Origin of the sequence: Bacillus cereus group sp. BceL220 (assembly GCF_051776965.1) — a bacterium.
Taxonomy (GTDB): domain Bacteria; phylum Bacillota; class Bacilli; order Bacillales; family Bacillaceae_G; genus Bacillus_A; species Bacillus_A cereus.
On record NZ_JBPWBC010000001.1, the window covers coordinates 647,942 to 665,457 of the forward strand.

The following is a 17,516-nucleotide window of genomic DNA, read 5'->3' on the forward strand; positions in this document are numbered from 1 at the left end:
GGATTTTCAAATATACTAGATACTGATCCCGTTCTAACGGGCGGTAAACTTTCCAATTGTTTCAAGTGAAAAGTTTACCGCACATAAGAACTTCCTTCGTTCATTAAGATAGTATTGCTAAATAATCATATACACGCTTAGATTTCTCTCCACCCATTCGTGCATGTTGAAGAAGAGAAATACCATGAGGGCCAGATGCACGCAATGCTTCTGGTTGAGCTACTAAAATAGCTTGTACAACTTCTAATTCACCAAGCATAGCTGCTGCAAAAATATCCATCCGAGCACCCTTTTCTAGTAAATAAAGAGCAATATCTTTACGACCTACATGTGCCGATGCGCCTAACGCACTTTCCCAATCTGATCCACCCCAATTATAAGAGGCGTGAAGTAAGCTTGGTGATTCAACCAATAGCTCTTGTACTTTCTCTAAATCCCCGTGAGCTGCCATAACAAATTCTCTTACTAATTCAGTGGTAATACGCTCTTCTATTTGCATCGCTCTTCTCCCCTTCTAGAAATTCGTTTCGGTGTAAAAAACGGTTTGTCATTTCCTTGAAAAATATCTACATCTATGCCAAATACATGTTGAAACATTTCATGGCATAGTACTTCTTCTGGTATACCATCATACTGAATCTTTCCTCGCTTTAATACAAGTAAACGATCGCTATATTGAGCAGCTTGGTTAATGTCATGTAAAACCATTATAATTGTCATTCCAAACTCCTCATTTAATCGTTTCACAAGTTCCATTACTTCCAACTGGTGAACGATATCTAAAAAGGTTGTTGGTTCATCCAATAATAAGACATTTGTACGTTGCGCTAGCGTCATCGCAATCCAAGCACGTTGCCGTTCCCCTCCTGATAAAGAATGTAAAAGACGATATTCATACCCTTCAAGATTTGTAACAGACAATGCCCAATCAACAATTTCTTCATCTTCTTTATTTAAGCGGCTACTCCATGATTTATGTGGACCTCTTCCGAACTCAATTAGTTCTTTCACTGTCAAATCTAATTGATGATCATGCATTTGTGGTAACATCGCTAATTGCTTCGCTACATCAGCACTCTTCATCATATGAATATTTTTCCCATCTAAAATGATGTCCCCTTCGCTTTGTTTCAGTAGCCTTGCTATTAAACGAAGCAAAGTAGATTTTCCCGATCCATTCGGACCAATTAAACTAACGATTTCTCCAGCCTTAATATGTACATTCATATTTTGCATTTGAAATCTTTCAGAGTGTGCATAAAACACTTTGTTAACGGAAATCACGTTGTTTTCCTCCTCTATGAATTAAATATAAGAAGAAAGGACCACCTAAGAAGGACAGTAAAATACCAACAGGCAATTCAATTGGGTCAAACCAACTTCGAGCTATTGCATCCGCAAAAACAAGTAATACCCCGCCGCCAAGGCATGATAAAGGTAGCAAATATCTATAATCATTTCCAACTAATAAACGTAGCATATGTGGTACGACAAGACCGACAAATCCAATAAGACCAGACACACTTACCGCAATTCCAGCTAATAATGTACTTACTACGATTAAATAAAACCGACTTTTTTCCACATTATGTCCTAATAGTTTTGCCATTTCATCTCCAAGCATTAACACTCGAATATGCTTAATACCAAAGAAAGCTAATATAATGGCGAATATTGCATAATAAATAATCATGTTTAAATGTGCCCAACTTACACCACCAATGCCGCCCGCTAGCCACGGTAACACGGATTGTACTTTGTCACTATGTAATAACATTAAAGCTGACGTTGCTGCACCAATTAATGCATTGATTGACACTCCTACTAAGACGATTCTTGAAGGTGGTGCCCCTTTTTGCCATGATAAAGCATAAATAACCATCGCTGTTATGAAAGCTCCTAAAAACGCCCCTAGTGGTAAAAAAGCTAGATGCTGTGGGAATAAAATCATGATGACAATTGCTACAAGGCCTGCCCCAGATGAAACCCCGATAATACCAGGATCTGCAAGAGGGTTTCTCATAACCCCTTGCAGCAGTGTACCAGATGCAGCTAAACATGTTCCTACTATAAACCCAACGAGAACTCTCGGTATGCGAAGATCCCATACAATTCGATGAACTGTCGAACCTTCATCTTGTATACCTGTTAGAATGTCTCGTACAGAAAAAGATAAACTTCCTGCGAAAAGTCCGTAAAAGAGGCCTAGAATTGTTAATACAACTAAAGTAACTGCTATTATCCATCTTTTTTTCGCAAAAGGATGTTCCTTTTCTCTTACTACTTCACTACTTTCCATACGTATCATTTCCTTACATCTTGTATACTTTTATACATAAAGTCCATTGCTTCTGTAACTTTTGTCCCAGGATTAGATCCAAATAAATCAGGTGGCAAAATAACTACGCGGTTTTGTTTTACTGCATCTAAATTTTTCCACGCTTCATTTTTCATCATTTCGCCTTCGAATGCTTTTTTCACACTTTTTGGATCTCCGTGTGTAATTAAATAAATGACATCTGGATTCGCCTCAATAATACGTTCTACACTTAGCTGTGCATATTGCGGATATTCTTTCGTTTCTGGAAAATCAGAAGCAATATTTTTCCCGCCTGTTTTTTCTAAAACATCACCTGATAAAGATGTTGGTAATGCCGCTAAATAAGTACCTGGTGCGCCATACACTAGCAATGCTTTCACATCGCTCTTTTTCTCATATTTCTTCATTTGATCATTGATTTTTTGATTAAGTTCTTTTGCTTTATCTTCTTTCTTCATTACCGTTCCATATAATTCAATATTCTTTTGAATATCTTGTACAGAATTCGCAGAAGAAATGATTACTTTCGTTCCCTGTCCTTCAACCGTTGGCACATTCTTTTGGAATCCATTGTTAGCAACAAGTACATCGGGCTTTAAACTAGCAATTTGCTCAAAGTTCGGTTGATGTGCATTCCCGATTACTTTTGCTTTCTTTAACTCCTCTGGAAGAGTTAATTTCGTATCCGGACGACCTACTACTTTTCCACCTAAAGCATGAATAATATCCATGTCTCCCATACTTAATGTTGCAAAACTTTCTGGTACTTTATCGAATGTTACCTTTCTCCCTGACAGGTCGGTAATTTCGATTTTTTCTTTTCCTTTTTCTGTTTTGGTTGCAGACGCTTTCTCGTCCCCTTTGGCACTGCAACCTATTAACAAGAAAAAAATAGATAAAATCGCTGTAAATAGCGTAATAGATTTTTTCATTCCTTCACCTCTAATTGATAATGATAATCATTAACTACTATTCTACTTTAATTGATAAGGATTATCATTGTCAACATGAAACGCATACATTTTTCTACAAAAAACAAAAAGCGCGACAAAAAGATTCTTTCTTTTCGCCGCGCTCTAGTTAACAATATTATTCACATTCGTTTTCCTCTAACTGGTCACGCATCACTTTCACACGCTGAAAGAAAAAGAACGATAAACTTAAAAATATAACGATGCTCCCCATCATAACAAAAAATTGGATTGTCTCTTTTGCTCCATCCGGAATCAACAAGCCAACCATTAACAATGTACTTACAGCGAGAAGAATTTGTCCAAACCGAGTATAATCTTCTATTTTTCCTTGTAATTCTTTCATTATATTCTCACTCCTCCATTTCACTTTATCATATTCTATGAAACTGAAAGACCAGTAAATACAGCCATTCTGGGAGATGTTTTCCAACAAAAAAAGAGCCGCTTTCTGCGGCTCTTTTTTAATCATTATTCACCTTTATATGCTTCCATATAAATTTCTTTCAGCTCTGAAATAAGCGGTAACTTTGGATTAGCAGTTGTACATTGATCTTCAAAAGCTCTTTCTGCTAATACTCCAACAACCTCTTCAAATTGCTCTTTATCTACCCCTTGTCCTGCAATACTCATATTAATATTTAAGCTTTTTCCAAGCTCAATAATTGCTTTGACGAGTGATTCCACACCTTCTGCTACTGAGCTTGCTGGAAGCCCGAGCATTCTCGCAATATGTGCATAGCGTTCATCTGCTACAAAGTGCTCATATTTTGGGAACAATGCGTGTTTTCTTGGCTTAATAGCATTATAGCGGACTACATGCGGCATAAGAATTGCATTTGCACGTCCGTGCGGAATATGGAATTCTGGACCAATTTTATGTGCTAAGCTGTGATTAATACCTAGAAAAGCATTTGCAAATGCCATCCCTGCAATTGCAGAAGCGTTATGCATTTTTTCCCGTGCTTCTTCATCATTTCCATCTTTATATGCTCTCGGTAAATATTTGAATACGAGATCAATAGCTTTTAATGCTAATCCATCTGTATAGTCATTTGCCATAACAGACACATACGCCTCAATTGCATGTGTTAAAACATCCATACCAGTATCTGCTGTTACATGTGGTGGTACTGTCATTACAAATTGTGGATCAACAATTGCTACATCTGGTGTTAATTCATAATCTGCGAGCGGATACTTTATATTATTTTTCTTATCTGTAATAACCGCAAATGGTGTCACTTCTGATCCTGTTCCTGATGTTGTTGGAATCGCAACAAACTGCGCCTTATTTCCTAATTCCGAATATTTACATGTACGTTTTCTTATATCTAAAAACTTCTGTTTAATGCCATAGAATGTCGTTTCTGGATGCTCATAGAATAACCACATTCCTTTTGCTGCATCCATAGCTGAACCACCACCAAGTGCGATAATTACATCTGGCTTAAAGCTTCTCATCATTTCCGCACCTTTAAAGACAGTTTCATCTGATGGATCTGGTTCGACCTCAAAGAAAACTTCAATTTTCACATCATTTGCATGCTTGTTTAAATAGTGCGTGACTGTATCCACATAGCCATGTTCAACCATTCCAGGATCCGTTACAATAAATGCACGTGAAATGTTAGGCATATTTGCTAAATACGCTGTAGCATGTTTTTCAAAATAAATTTTTGGCGGCAATTTGAACCACTGCATATTCTTTTTTCTATTTGCCAGCCTTTTTATATTTAATAAATGAGTCGCTGTTACATTTTGGGAAACTGAATTTTTTCCGTAAGAACCACAACCAAGTGTAAGTGATGGAATAAATCCGTTATATATATCCCCTATTCCACCTTGTGATGAAGGTGCATTTACAATGAGACGGCAAGCTTTCATACGTAATCCAAATTGCTTTTGCACTTCTTTATTTGTAGAATGAATAACTGCTGAATGTCCTAAACCACCGAGGTTCAACATTTCTTCGCAATATGTAAATCCTTTTTCTAATGAATTCGCCTTCACACAGGCTAATACTGGGCTCAGTTTCTCACGAGATAACGGGTATGCTGCTCCAATACCTTGAATTTCAGCTACAAGCATTTTTGTATGTTCAGGAACAGTAATCCCAACTAATTCGGCAATATACTGTGCTGATTTTCCTACAATATCACTATTTACTGCACATGTATTTTCATTTATAACGAGCTTTTCTAATTTTTTTCTTTCTTCTTCTGTTACAAAGTAACAATTGTTTTCGATCATTTCTGTTTTAACATCATCATAGATTTCTTTATCGACAATGATTGCTTGTTCCGATGCACAAATCATACCGTTATCAAATGTTTTCGATAAAATTAAATCATTAACAGCTCGTTTTACATGTGCTGATTTTTCTATATAACACGGTACATTACCAGGACCTACACCTAGCGCTGGTTTTCCAGTAGAGTAAGCTGATTTCACCATACCAGCGCCTCCAGTTGCTAGAACGAGTGCCACACCCTCATGGTTCATTAATTGTTTCGTCGCTTCGACAGACGGTCTTTCAATCCATTGAATACAATGTTTTGGTGCACCAGCTTTCATTGCTGCATCATATACGGTTTTCGCTGCTGCCACCGAACAATTTTGTGCAGAAGGATGAAATGCGAAAATAATTGGATTTCTCGTTTTTATCGCAATCAACGCTTTAAACATTGTTGTCGACGTTGGATTCGTTACTGGTGTTACCCCAGCTACTACACCGACAGGTTCTGCAATTTCTATTATTTCTTCATGAGGATCTTCGTGAATAATTCCTACCGTTTTATCTTGCTTTATACTATGCCAAATATATTCAGTGGCAAAAATATTTTTAATGCATTTGTCTTCATAGACACCACGGCCTGTTTCTTCAACAGCCAATTTTGCAAGTGGCATATGTTGATCAACACCTGCTAATGCCATTTCATGAACAATGTTGTCAATCTGCTCTTGTGTAAAACTTTCTAATGCTTGTAAAGCTTGTTGACCGTTATTTACTAACGTATCAATCATCTCTTTTACCTCTTGCATTTCATTGACAACTTTCTCTTTGACTACCATGTAAATTTCCTCCTATTCTGTTATCACGGTCTTTATAAGTCCCTACAGGTCATAATAAGTCCCGATTAGCGAAAAAAAATAGAGTTACCGTCCTACATGAATCCCATTGTTTGTGAAACATTTCACAAGTTTACTCGTGAATAACATTTCATGAATTCAATATACATGAAATCATTTCATTTGTGTATGTCTAATTTGTGAAATATTTCACAAATTAACATAATAAAAATGCACTGCTCCACATTAGCAGTGCATTTTTTATTACGCTAGCGCTTGTGCTAAATCTTCAATTAAATCTTCACCATCTTCAATACCGACAGAAATACGAATTAATGTATCTGTAATTCCTAATTCTTTACGGCGATCCGCTGGGATTGATGCATGTGTCATTTGAGATGGGATAGAAATTAAACTTTCTACTGCTCCTAAGCTTTCAGCAAGTGTAAAGTATTGCAGTTTCTCAAGTACTTTATTTAATGTTTCCTCACTATCTACATCAAACGAAATAATAGCACCAAATCCATTTGCTTGTTCTGTTGCTAATTCATGGTTTTGATGTGATTCAAGACCTGGGTAATATACTTTATTTACTTTTGGATGATTATTTAAGAATTCAGCAATAGCGCGTGAATTCGTTTCATGTTCTTCCATACGAATTCCTAATGTTTTTAAACCGCGAAGTAGTAAGAAGCTATCTTGTGGTCCAAGAATACCTCCTGTTGAGTTTTGTACAAAGTGAAGGTCTTCTGCTAGTTGTGGGCTATTTACCACTACTAGACCTGCAACTACGTCACTATGACCTCCTAAATATTTCGTTGCACTATGAAGTACAATGTCTGCTCCTAAAGAAATCGGCGACTGCCAATATGGCGTCATGAATGTATTATCAATAATTGTTAATAAATCTTTCTCTTTAGCAAGAGTAGATATTTTCTTAATATCAGTAATTTTTAGTAATGGGTTCGTTGGTGTTTCCACATAGATCGCTTTCGTATTTGGACGAATTGCTTCTACAACTTCCTCTAAGTTTGTTGTGTCTACAAATGTATGTTCAATACCGAAGCGGTTTAATACTTTCGTAATAACACGATACGTTCCACCATAAACATCATCTGTTAAAATAACGTGGTCACCTTTTGAGAACAACATAATTGTCGCTGTAATAGCAGCCATTCCAGAACCGAATGCAAATCCAGCATGACCATTTTCTAATACAGCAATCATTTCTTCTAAAGCTGCACGTGTTGGGTTACCTGTACGTGAATATTCATATCCTTGATGCTTACCAACCGCTTCTTGTTTGTACGTACTTGTTTGATAGATCGGTACGTTTACAGATCCAGTTGAAGGTTCTCCTATGCGAATACCATGAATTAACTTTGTCTTTGCTCTCATTTTTTATTCCCATCCTTTGTATATGTCTTTACTTAAATAGCGCTCACTACTATCAGGAAAAATGGTTACAATATTTGTACCTGGTGCTGCCTTCTCTGCCTCAAGTAAACTCGCATGAAATGCTGCTCCTGAAGAGCTCCCAACGAGAAGTCCTTCTTTTTGCGCTAATTCTTTCACTCGTAAAAATGCATTTCGATCAGAAATCGTATGAATTTCATCAAAATAAGATGTCTTCAAAAATGGCGGGATAAATTCCAGTCCAATTCCTTCGGTCTCATGTGAACCAGCCTTACCACCATTTAAAATAGATCCTTCTGGCTCTACGATAACTGTTTTAATATCTATATTTTTTTCTTTCAAATAAGATGCAGTCCCCATAAACGTACCGCCAGTTCCTGCTCCAGCAACAAATATGTTAATCTCTCCATTCAGTGCATCCCAAAGTTCAGGACCTAGTGTTTTGAAATAAGCACGCGGGTTTGCTTCATTCGCAAACTGACTTGGAGAGTATGAATTCGGTATTTCATTTACTAATTCTTTTGCTTTTGCAATTGCACCGGTCATTCCTTGCTCAGTCGGTGTATGGACGACCGTTGCACCTAGTGCTTTCATTAATTCTTGTTTTTCAATACTAAATTTCTCTGGTACACAAACGATAACACGTAAATCATGTTCTAATGCTGCAAGTGCCAGTCCAATACCAGTATTCCCAGCAGTCGGTTCAATAATTGTTCCACCTTGGGTAACAAGCCCTTTTTCTAGCGCATCTTCGATTAATTCTCTTCCTAAACGATCCTTAACGCTTCCGCCTGGGTTATAAAATTCAAGCTTTGCAAATAAGCGGACCCCTTTCGGAAGTGAAAAACGAGTAATTTCTACAATTGGTGTATGACCAATTAACTCATGAACTCCACGATATACATTCATCGTGTTCTCCCCCTTGTTTGCCAATAAAGAAAAGGCAACTGTATGTATTTTCTTTATATGAGACAGTTGCCTTTTTGTTACATTACTTTAACTCTTCTAACACTTTTACGATAAAGTTTGTAGAATGAAGAGCTGCTTGATCTAAAAACTGATCAAATGAAACATTTGATTCTTTACCAGCAATATCAGAAAGTGCGCGAATGATAACAAACGGAACTTCATATTGGTGGCATACTTGTGCGACAGCTGCTGCTTCCATTTCTACCGCATAAAGATTTTCAAATTTATCACGGATGGCTGCAACGCGGTTCGGATCACTCATAAATGAATCGCCTGTTGCAATCATGCCTTTTACAACTTGAATATTTTCTTCAGTTTGCATACATTTCTCAGCTAATGCAACTAACGCCTCATCAGCTTTAAATCCAGGCGGCATTCCTGGTACTTGACCATATTCATAGTTAAATGCTGTTACATCTACGTCATGGTGACGAACTTCAGTGGAAATAACTACATCACCAACGTTTAGAGAATGATGGAATCCACCAGCTGAACCAGTATTAATTACTTTTTCAGGCTTATATTTTTCTAATAAAATTGTCGTTGACATCGCTGCGTTTACTTTACCAATACCAGACTTTAACAAGATTACTTCATGTCCTGCTAATAGTCCTTTCGTAAATTCACAACCTGCAACCGTTTCTGTCTCTGCTTGTTCTAATTTGTCACGTAAAATACGTACTTCTTCTTCCATTGCTCCAATTACAGCAATTCTCAATCTAATCCCTCTTTCTATTGCTTAGTTGCCTCCATTACCCAAACGAAATGATTTAATCTCGTAAACGTTACATGGAAGCCATTGTTTTCAAAAATAGTCTGCATAACTGGAATACGTGTATAGTATTCCGTTTGCAAATCGTTTGCTAACTGGTGAAAACCTCTTTGTTTTGCTGTTTCAACAGTTTTATCATATGCATCTTGATCTGCAAATATCGTATCAGCAAACACTATTTTACCACCTTTGTTTAGCAATTGACTATACTTCGCAACCGCTACATTTTTTTCATCATCTGTTAAATGATGAAATGCATAGGTGCTTACAATGGTATCAATTGAATTTGGGACTTCAAACGAAAGAAAATCACCTTCTGTAATCGAAAATTCTTTTGGCAATTTCTCTTTTGCAATCATACGCATTTCACGCGACGGTTCTATACCGTAAACTGTGCGGCCAGCAAGTAATAATTTATTTGTTAAATTACCTGTACCGACACCAAATTCTAATACATTACCAAATGACTTGTTAACTACATCCTCTAGAATATCCTCATAATGGGCGAAAACTTCTTTATATTGTATATCTTCGCCTTGTACGAATGAGTCGTACGTATGAGCCCACTCATCAAATAAACCATTAAATTCTGTGCCCATAAAAATTCCCCTTTTTCTTATCGGTTTTATCAGTATGATATTCCCTCTTTCTAAAAATGTCAATTGAAATGTACATGGTATTTCCTTCTTTTCTTTGTTACACTATAGTTGATTACATAGGAGAGGGGCCGTCTTCATGTCATTTACCTTTGAAATGTTAGAAGATAAAGTAGAATTTTTTGAAGCGGGAGACTTAGCTTCTTTAGAACGAAAAATTAGTGAACAAATCGATAATAATAAAGCACTTATGCTTGAAGTTCATCACATCTCACATCAAATGGTTATGGATCCTGAAAGCAAAAGACCGTATTATAGCGCGGTTGTTCATTTTAAATTAAAGAAATTGCGTTAACTAAAAAAGAGAAGCTCCTAAGGAGCTTCTCTTTTTTAGTTTAGAGTTTGAACAAGTACTGGTTTCCAGCCCTCATTGTCTACCCAATCAATATTTACGTAATATCTTTTTCCACTTTGCTTATCTTGAACGTCACCATAAGCTTTACTCTTTCCAGTTTTGTCTCTTCCAACAAAATGGAATACTAATTGCTCCTTCGGTACTTCAATACCTGCAGCAATTGCACTTTGCATCTCATTCCAATCTGATGACCCCTGTTTAAACGTCATCGCTGGTGATGAACCTTGTTCTGTTCCTACAGCTTTCCAAGAAGGTTTTGTATAAGCCTCTTTTGCCTTGGATACAGTTTTTTCAGCTGATACTTTCTCGTTAGCTTTCGCTTCTTCTTCAGCTTTTTTCTTTTCTTCCTCAGCCTTTAACTTCTCTTCTTCAGCTTTTTGCTTAGCTTCTGCTTGCTCTTTTTCTTTTTCTTTTTTCTTAGCAGATTCTTTATCTTCTGATTTTCCAGCTTTCTCATTCTTTGTTGTTTGTTGAGAGACTTTCTTATCAGTAGAAGATGCTTGCTCTTTCGTACTAGGAACGAACAATTGATATGCTACAATAGCTACTAATAGTAATACAATAGCGATTGCAATATTTAAAACACCGTTTTGACGACGTTTTTGTTGTTTCTGTTGGAATCTTGATCCTCCTGCCATTCTCCAAACCTCCATGCAGTTTTTCCTAATTGCTATTGTAACATTAAATCTAGAAAGGTTGAACATTTACAATGATATTTTCATGAAATGAAAACAATTCACTATAAATTGCAAGATTACTTTTCATTCTCCAATTGATAGATTGCTCCTACCATATCTTTAAAAATAGGTGTGACTTTATTCACTTTGTTATCAGTCTCTAGATCAACAACAACTAAAGCATATCTTGGATTCTCATACGGAAAATAACCTGCAAACCAGCGATTCACCCTCGTCCCTTTCCCTGTTTGCGCTGTCCCCGATTTTCCAGCGACACTGAGCGGCAACGAACGGAATGCCGTTCCTGTTCCTTTCTCCCTTGTTACAACGCCTCTTAATAACTCTTGTAATGTTTTCACTGTTTCATACGAAAGCTGTTTTCCATGTAACGTATGGTTCTCAAATGTAAAAAAATCCGCTCCATTTTTATATACTATTTTTTCAACAGCTTTCACTTCCATTTTTTCTCCATTCCTCGCAATCGTCGCCATCATATTTGCAATTGCTAGAGGTGATATACGTACATCTTTCTGTCCAATCGCTGTTTGCTCTACCGCTTTTTTACTATTTTTGTTTTCTTCATTCCCCCAAATAGTAGTGCCTTTTTCTTCTGGCATTTGCTCGAAATGAGGTGTATGAAATACAGAACCTTTCCATCCAACCTTTTCATTTGCTCCTAAAGCTGCTACGTATGTTTCTAGCACCGTCCTATCCTTTTGTAATAGCTCGTTACCTAACTCGGAAAATGTCCTGTTACAGCTCCTAGCAAAGCTCTCTTTGAAGTTAAGTGTACCCATCATAACTTGTGGGTCGTTTTCACCATATAAATCTTTATTACAATTAAATGTCCGATTAAACAAATTTACTTTTTGATCAATGACTGCAGCTGCAACTACTGTTTTAAAAACAGAGCCTGGAAAATGCGGCGTTAACATTTGATTTTCAAGTGTAGTCTTATATAAATTCTTATCTCTTACTTGTAAAGACGGCTTACTGACCATCGCTAATATTTCATTTGTCTTTACATCAAGTAATACTAATCCCCCCTTCTTTATTTCATTTGCTTCAATCACTTCTTCTGCTTTTTGCTGCAACCCTTTATGTAAAGTAGTTTGAATCCTAACTGGGTAAAATGGATTTCCTGGTGAAGTATACTTCGCTTGCTTTCCGAAAATTGGTTCTCCTTGCCGATCTACTTGATACAATACTTTTGCCTCTCCATCAGTCAATAAAAATTCATCAAATGATTGCTGTAATCCTGAAATACCTATCGGCGTTTGTTTTGAAATTTTTTTCACTTCTCCATATCGCTTTTGAAATTCTCTTTCGTTCTCCCCTACATCACCAATTAAATGATTTATCTCCCCAGTTTGTTTTAATCGCACTTCAGCTGCTACAATACCTAATACATGTAATTGATTCACCTTCTCCATCTGCTCTCGTGTCACTCGAAATGGAGCAGTTTCCCCTTGCAGTATAAATGCATTTTTTTTATTTTTCATTTGTCTTCTGATCTCTTGTCTCGACACACCAATGATATGCGCGATTTTCTCTAACATGTCATTTTTTATTTGTAAAAATGAAAAAACAATTAAAACAGGATACTTTTCCTCACCTATTTCTTTACCACTACGATCTATAAACTGCCCACGTCCATCGTCTACTGCAATGTATTGCGTACGTTGCGTAACACTTTTTTCAATTAAATTTATTTTGCGATCAGTAAATGATTCTGTATCTATAATTTGGATTTGAATTAAACGACAAAGCAATAAAAACATAATGCCCATAAAACAAATTAAAACAATTGTAATTCTCCGTTTTATTTTCATAAAAAAACACCTCGTCTATTATAGTTTGGACGGAGTGTTTCATCTTTTATACAAATAAAAAAATCACTCGTTTTTACACGAGTGATTTTTTTATTATTTTACAGAGACAATCTCTACTTGCATTTCCCCGCCTGGTGTTTGGATTGTTACTTTCTCACCAATTTGCTTACCTAATAAGCTTTTTGCGATTGGAGAATCGTTAGAAATTCTTCCTTCAAATGGATCAGCTTCCGCGCTACCTACGATTGTGTACGCTTCTTCATCTCCGTTTGGTAATTCTTTAAATGTTACTGTTTTACCTAATGTAACAACAGTTGATACTTCGCCAGTATCTTTAATGATAACTGCATTACGAATCATATTTTCTAATTGTGTAATACGTCCTTCTACGAACGCTTGCTCATCTTTTGCTGCATCGTACTCAGAGTTCTCAGAAAGGTCCCCGAAGCTACGTGCGATTTTAATACGTTCTACTACTTCTTTACGTCTTACTGTTTTTAATTGCTCAAGTTCGTTCTCTAGTTTTTGCTTACCCTCTTGCGTCATAGGGTATGTTTTTTCTGTTGACATATTTTCCACTCCTTTTATATACCAATCCCCCGAAAAAAAGAGGAGTTCCATATGAAAACTCCTCCGCTTCCATTGTTAGCGGAGGTTTCTAGTACCCTCGCACTAGCGGAGTTGTCACATACAACCCCGTATTTCCAATTCTTCTTTATATAAAGAAGATATGTATGGAAAGTTGATATAAATATGCCCTCACCTATATATAGATGAGGTTGCATGTTTCATTGTATTCGATGGGAAGGGAAAAAATCCCTTCCTACCGTATATCTTTTACTATGCTATTACAAATTTACTTTTTGTTCAAGAATTGTTGCAATTTTTGTCACCATAATATCAATTGCAACATGGTTTTGTCCACCTTCAGGGATAATAATATCCGCAAACTTCTTAGAAGGCTCAATAAATTGATTGTGCATTGGACGTACAACAGTTACGTACTGATCAATAACTGAATCCATCGTACGACCGCGCTCTTTAATATCACGCTGCATGCGGCGCAGAATACGAAGGTCAGCATCTGTATCAACGAATAACTTAATGTCCATCAACTCACAAAGACGTGGGTCTTCTAAAATAAGAATTCCTTCTAAAATAATTACATCTTTCGGCTCAACTGGAATAATTTCTTCTGAACGCGTATGCAATGTATAGTCATATACAGGCTTATCAATTTGCTCATATGCAAGCAACTGCTGCAAATGTTCAATTAACAGATCATTATCAAACGCAAGCGGATGATCATAATTTGTTTTTAAACGCTCTTCCATTGGTAAATGGCTTTGATCTTTGTAATAATAATCTTGCTCCAAGATTAAAATGGAATGACCTTTAAAATGGTCAAAAATCGCTTTCGTTACACTTGTTTTTCCTGATCCTGAACCACCAGCGATTCCAATTACAACAGGCTTATTCGTCCCCATTCGACTACCACTCTTTCTTATTGAAGTATGCTTTTGCGCATCATATTATTCACATACACTGGTTGATCCACTTTGAATTTCACGATTTGCAACGGATGTCTCGCTGCATCTAATTCGTTTCCATCCTCATCCCAAATTTTCTCCACCGTCTGCGTAAAGTTTTCTATTTCTGGTCCAAAGAACTCCACTTCATGTCCTGGTTTGAAATGATTACGTTGCTCAAGCGTTACGATGCCCGTTTCTTCATTATAATCTAACACTAAACCAGCAAAATCATACGTTGTTTTCTTACTATGATTTCCAAACATTTGCTCTTGATGTCCTGGAACCCCTTCAAAGAATGCAGGAGCTGTATCACGATTTGCACATTTATCAAGCTCATCTAACCATTCTTGTTTAAACTCAAAGTTATCCGGATCCGCACAATAAGCATCAATTACTTTACGATATACAGTTGCTACAGTCGCTACGTAATGGATTGATTTCATACGTCCTTCTACCTTTAAACTATCGATTCCAATTTCAATCATTTTCGGAATTGATAAAATTAAATTTAAATCTTTTGGACTCATCGCAAAGTGAGCATCTTCTTCTTGGAATAGAGGAAGCTCTTTTGCATCTTTATGTTGTGATACTGTTTGAACTAAATCATAATCCCAGCGGCAAGATTGGCAACAACCGCCACGATTAGAGTCACGCGCTGTCATATGGTTACTTAGTGTACATCTTCCTGAATATGCGATACACATTGCACCATGGACGAATGCTTCAATTTCAATATCCACTTTGTCTTTAATTTCTTTCATTTCTTCATAGCTTGCTTCACGAGCTAATACAAGACGATGTAAACCTTCTTCTTTCCAATACTGTGCTGCTTTCCAGTTGGATAGTGATTGCTGTGTGCTTAAATGCACCTCAACAGAAGGCGCTACACGTTTACACGTCTCAATGATAAGCGGATCAGCAACGATAATTCCCGTTACGCCAGCTTTTTCAATCCCTTTTAAATATTCCTCTAGCCCGTCCATATTTTCATTATGTGCGAAAATATTTGTTGTTACATATATTTTCGCTCCATATTTCTTTGCAAATTCAACGCCTTCTGCCATATCTTCCAGCGTAAAGTTACCTGCATTCGAACGAAGACCAAATTCTTGTCCACCTAAATATACAGCATCTGCCCCATAATGGATAGCTACTTTTAATTTTTCTAAGTTACCCGCAGGGATTAACAGTTCAGGTTTCTTCACAATAACGCGCTTGCCATCGATCACTCGTGAAATTTCTTGTACAGTCATTTCCTACACCCTCCTCGTTTAGTAAACCGTTTCTTTAAAGAAGAATCCTGTGTCTAACGGACGATTTACTGGTTGCATTTCTTCTATTTCTTTATATAGAGCATCTTTCACGTCATAATACGCATCACGATCTTCTACGCATAAATCAATCGCTTGACGATATTTCTTCGTTACTTCAATAATGTATTCAGAACTTTTTAGTACACCATCGATTTTTAAGCTGTCAACTTCAGCTTCGATTAGTTCCTCTAATTCATCGATGAAACAAATATCGTTCGGACTCATAATATGAGTACCATTTTCATCTTCATAGATTGGATATTTATTATTACGCTCTGGGTCATATAAGAACATATTCTCTTCATATTTTTTCTTTTCAATGTCAAGATTACGTCCTTGATACTCAAAGTAGTTTCCTACTAATGAACGCTTCGATTGGAACATACAAGTCATACCGTGAATTTGTACTTCTAGTTCCACTTCAGCATTTTCTTTTAAATCAACAATTTCATCTAAGCTCAGCTCACGAGCTAATACAGCACGCTTCGCTCCTCTTTGTCCCCAGTAATTACAAGTGAACCAATTCGTTGCTGTCGTTTCTGTATTCCAGTGCAACTGCATATTTGGCGCTACTTCGCGAACAGCCATTAATACTGCTGGATCTCCGAAAACAATTGCATCTACATTTACTTCATTTAAAAATGAAACGTAATCTGTTAATTCTTCTACTTTATCGTTGTGGAACATAGCGTTCATTGCTACGTATACTTTCACACCATTTTCATGCGCAATCTTCACAGTTTGTTTTACATCTTCACGTGAAAACTCCCCTGCTAAACGTAAACCAAACTTTTGCTCACCGATCATTACCGCATCTGCTCCTGCTTTCGCAAGAAGTTCGATATCCGCCACCGCTCTTGGCGTTACTAACAATTCAGGTTTCTTCATACCTTGGTCACCCTCTCTTTTTACTAACAGCTACTCCATCACCAATTGGGAAAATCGTTGTATCATATCCTTCATGGTTCATAAGCCACTCATTGTACGTCTTAATACGACGGATTAAACCACGTGTACGTCTGTTTTCAATCTTCTCTTTTGTCGTTACAAGACCATGGTACATAACATTATCTGAAATAATTACGCCACCAGGATTTAATAACGGTTCATATAAGTCAAAAAAGCGACGATACTGTCCTTTTGCTGCATCAATAAAAATAACGTCAAATGTCCCGTGTTCTTTTACTTGTTCACCTGTCTCTAACGCATCACCGTAAATAACTGAAATACGATCTGTTACTGGGGAACGTTCTATATATTCAAGTGCTTTTTCATATCGCTCACGATTGCGCTCAACTGTCACAATACGTGAATTTGGAATAGCTTGCATCATACGAATACTAGAATAACCGATTGCTGTTCCAAGTTCTAAAATGCTTTTCGGTCCAATTAAACGTAAAAATTGCAGCATAAATTCCATTCCAAGTCGATCCATAATCGGCACATGATTTTCGGTTGCATATTCTTCCATTTCAAGAATTAATTTATCTTTCGGATCAATAAATGATAATAGGTACTCGTTAACTGCATCCTCCATAAATGGTCCTCCTTATTTACATGGAGAAGTGCCTCTATGACGTCTTTTCCCACATAGAATGCAATAAAAATACAAGCCAGCTTTACCCTTAGCT

General features: G+C 36.8%; 18 protein-coding genes. 1 reads left to right on the plus strand and 17 read right to left on the minus strand.

The genetic code is table 11. The annotated features are described in order from the left end of the window. Positions 1-103 precede the first annotated feature (103 nt). The 10 genes from ACS2FK_RS03485 to ACS2FK_RS03530 all read right to left on the minus strand — a co-directional run bounded on the left by ACS2FK_RS03485 (position 104) and on the right by ACS2FK_RS03530 (position 10,119). The gene (locus tag ACS2FK_RS03485; protein ID WP_063548664.1) at positions 104-499 is read right to left on the minus strand and encodes an ankyrin repeat domain-containing protein; all 396 of its coding nucleotides are present in this window, start codon (positions 497-499) and stop codon (positions 104-106) included. Then, a complete protein-coding gene (locus ACS2FK_RS03490) occupies positions 490-1,284 on the minus strand; it encodes an ABC transporter ATP-binding protein (protein ID WP_063548666.1) in 795 nt (264 codons plus the stop codon). Before ACS2FK_RS03490 ends, ACS2FK_RS03485 begins: the two co-directional genes overlap by 10 nt. Then, on the minus strand, positions 1,271-2,299 hold the full coding sequence (locus ACS2FK_RS03495) for a FecCD family ABC transporter permease (RefSeq protein ID WP_002082127.1): 1,029 nt from the start codon (positions 2,297-2,299) through the stop codon (positions 1,271-1,273). The genes ACS2FK_RS03490 and ACS2FK_RS03495 overlap by 14 nt, the downstream gene beginning before the upstream one ends. A 5-nt stretch (positions 2,300-2,304) precedes the next feature. Further along, the gene (locus ACS2FK_RS03500; protein ID WP_016080223.1) at positions 2,305-3,252 is read right to left on the minus strand and encodes an ABC transporter substrate-binding protein; all 948 of its coding nucleotides are present in this window, start codon (positions 3,250-3,252) and stop codon (positions 2,305-2,307) included. Positions 3,253-3,409: 157 nt separating this feature from the next. Continuing rightward, on the minus strand, positions 3,410-3,637 hold the full coding sequence (locus ACS2FK_RS03505; protein WP_000661454.1) for a YrhC family protein: 228 nt from the start codon (positions 3,635-3,637) through the stop codon (positions 3,410-3,412). Between the two features lie 125 nt (positions 3,638-3,762). Beyond that, the gene (adhE, locus tag ACS2FK_RS03510; protein WP_000260464.1) at positions 3,763-6,366 is read right to left on the minus strand and encodes a bifunctional acetaldehyde-CoA/alcohol dehydrogenase; all 2,604 of its coding nucleotides are present in this window, start codon (positions 6,364-6,366) and stop codon (positions 3,763-3,765) included. A 261-nt stretch (positions 6,367-6,627) separates the two neighbouring features. Next, positions 6,628-7,761: a bifunctional cystathionine gamma-lyase/homocysteine desulfhydrase gene (locus ACS2FK_RS03515; RefSeq protein ID WP_001201921.1), complete on the minus strand. Its 1,134-nt coding sequence runs from the start codon at positions 7,759-7,761 to the stop codon at positions 6,628-6,630. 3 nt (positions 7,762-7,764) lie between these two features. Next, positions 7,765-8,688 carry an O-acetylserine dependent cystathionine beta-synthase gene (locus ACS2FK_RS03520; RefSeq protein ID WP_001103877.1) on the minus strand — a complete coding sequence of 308 codons (924 nt, stop codon included), beginning with the start codon at positions 8,686-8,688 and terminating at the stop codon, positions 7,765-7,767. 82 nt (positions 8,689-8,770) lie between these two features. Then, on the minus strand, positions 8,771-9,466 hold the full coding sequence (gene mtnN / locus ACS2FK_RS03525; protein ID WP_001217027.1) for a 5'-methylthioadenosine/S-adenosylhomocysteine nucleosidase: 696 nt from the start codon (positions 9,464-9,466) through the stop codon (positions 8,771-8,773). A 14-nt stretch (positions 9,467-9,480) separates the two neighbouring features. Next, on the minus strand, positions 9,481-10,119 hold the full coding sequence (locus ACS2FK_RS03530) for a class I SAM-dependent DNA methyltransferase (RefSeq protein ID WP_000536323.1): 639 nt from the start codon (positions 10,117-10,119) through the stop codon (positions 9,481-9,483). Between the two features lie 136 nt (positions 10,120-10,255). On the opposite strand from ACS2FK_RS03530, the gene ACS2FK_RS03535 reads away from it, so the two are divergent. After that, positions 10,256-10,471: a YrzA family protein gene (locus tag ACS2FK_RS03535; protein WP_000010984.1), complete on the plus strand. Its 216-nt coding sequence runs from the start codon at positions 10,256-10,258 to the stop codon at positions 10,469-10,471. Positions 10,472-10,506: 35 nt separating this feature from the next. On the opposite strand, the gene ACS2FK_RS03540 is transcribed toward ACS2FK_RS03535, so the two are convergent. The 7 genes from ACS2FK_RS03540 to ACS2FK_RS03570 form a co-directional block, all read right to left on the minus strand. Further along, positions 10,507-11,169 carry a YrrS family protein gene (locus ACS2FK_RS03540; RefSeq protein WP_000897094.1) on the minus strand — a complete coding sequence of 221 codons (663 nt, stop codon included), beginning with the start codon at positions 11,167-11,169 and terminating at the stop codon, positions 10,507-10,509. A gap of 116 nt (positions 11,170-11,285) precedes the next feature. Then, positions 11,286-13,040 (minus strand): peptidoglycan D,D-transpeptidase FtsI family protein, encoded by a 1,755-nt coding sequence (locus ACS2FK_RS03545; RefSeq protein ID WP_063548668.1) that lies wholly within the window; start codon positions 13,038-13,040, stop codon positions 11,286-11,288. Positions 13,041-13,133: 93 nt separating this feature from the next. Continuing rightward, positions 13,134-13,610, minus strand: a complete 477-nt coding sequence (greA, locus tag ACS2FK_RS03550) for a transcription elongation factor GreA (protein WP_000102591.1) — start codon at positions 13,608-13,610, stop codon at positions 13,134-13,136. Between the two features lie 278 nt (positions 13,611-13,888). Beyond that, a complete protein-coding gene (gene udk, locus ACS2FK_RS03555; protein WP_000537080.1) occupies positions 13,889-14,527 on the minus strand; it encodes a uridine kinase in 639 nt (212 codons plus the stop codon). A 17-nt stretch (positions 14,528-14,544) separates the two neighbouring features. After that, a complete protein-coding gene (locus ACS2FK_RS03560) occupies positions 14,545-15,825 on the minus strand; it encodes a peptidase U32 family protein (protein ID WP_000217961.1) in 1,281 nt (426 codons plus the stop codon). 18 nt (positions 15,826-15,843) lie between these two features. Then, a complete protein-coding gene (locus ACS2FK_RS03565) occupies positions 15,844-16,773 on the minus strand; it encodes a peptidase U32 family protein (protein WP_000742793.1) in 930 nt (309 codons plus the stop codon). A gap of 7 nt (positions 16,774-16,780) precedes the next feature. Beyond that, on the minus strand, positions 16,781-17,422 hold the full coding sequence (locus tag ACS2FK_RS03570; protein WP_000389102.1) for an O-methyltransferase: 642 nt from the start codon (positions 17,420-17,422) through the stop codon (positions 16,781-16,783). Positions 17,423-17,516: the final 94 nt, after the last annotated feature.

Excerpts from the sequence above, each read along its gene's own strand:
- adhE (WP_000260464.1), bottom strand. The coding sequence starts at position 6,366 with ATGGTAGTCAAAGAGAAAGTTGTCAATGAAATGCAAGAGGTAAAAGAG.
- ACS2FK_RS03505 (WP_000661454.1), bottom strand. The coding sequence starts at position 3,637 with ATGAAAGAATTACAAGGAAAAATAGAAGATTATACTCGGTTTGGACAA.
- ACS2FK_RS03500 (WP_016080223.1), bottom strand. The coding sequence starts at position 3,252 with ATGAAAAAATCTATTACGCTATTTACAGCGATTTTATCTATTTTTTTC.
- ACS2FK_RS03495 (WP_002082127.1), bottom strand. The coding sequence starts at position 2,299 with ATGGAAAGTAGTGAAGTAGTAAGAGAAAAGGAACATCCTTTTGCGAAA.
- ACS2FK_RS03565 (WP_000742793.1), bottom strand. The coding sequence starts at position 16,773 with ATGAAGAAACCTGAATTGTTAGTAACGCCAAGAGCGGTGGCGGATATC.
- ACS2FK_RS03570 (WP_000389102.1), bottom strand. The coding sequence starts at position 17,422 with ATGGAGGATGCAGTTAACGAGTACCTATTATCATTTATTGATCCGAAA.
- ACS2FK_RS03560 (WP_000217961.1), bottom strand. The coding sequence starts at position 15,825 with ATGACTGTACAAGAAATTTCACGAGTGATCGATGGCAAGCGCGTTATT.
- ACS2FK_RS03545 (WP_063548668.1), bottom strand. The coding sequence starts at position 13,040 with ATGAAAATAAAACGGAGAATTACAATTGTTTTAATTTGTTTTATGGGC.
- ACS2FK_RS03520 (WP_001103877.1), bottom strand. The coding sequence starts at position 8,688 with ATGAATGTATATCGTGGAGTTCATGAGTTAATTGGTCATACACCAATT.
- udk (WP_000537080.1), bottom strand. The coding sequence starts at position 14,527 with ATGGGGACGAATAAGCCTGTTGTAATTGGAATCGCTGGTGGTTCAGGA.
- greA (WP_000102591.1), bottom strand. The coding sequence starts at position 13,610 with ATGTCAACAGAAAAAACATACCCTATGACGCAAGAGGGTAAGCAAAAA.
- ACS2FK_RS03540 (WP_000897094.1), bottom strand. The coding sequence starts at position 11,169 with ATGGCAGGAGGATCAAGATTCCAACAGAAACAACAAAAACGTCGTCAA.
- ACS2FK_RS03485 (WP_063548664.1), bottom strand. The coding sequence starts at position 499 with ATGCAAATAGAAGAGCGTATTACCACTGAATTAGTAAGAGAATTTGTT.
- ACS2FK_RS03530 (WP_000536323.1), bottom strand. The coding sequence starts at position 10,119 with ATGGGCACAGAATTTAATGGTTTATTTGATGAGTGGGCTCATACGTAC.
- ACS2FK_RS03535 (WP_000010984.1), top strand. The coding sequence starts at position 10,256 with ATGTCATTTACCTTTGAAATGTTAGAAGATAAAGTAGAATTTTTTGAA.
- ACS2FK_RS03515 (WP_001201921.1), bottom strand. The coding sequence starts at position 7,761 with ATGAGAGCAAAGACAAAGTTAATTCATGGTATTCGCATAGGAGAACCT.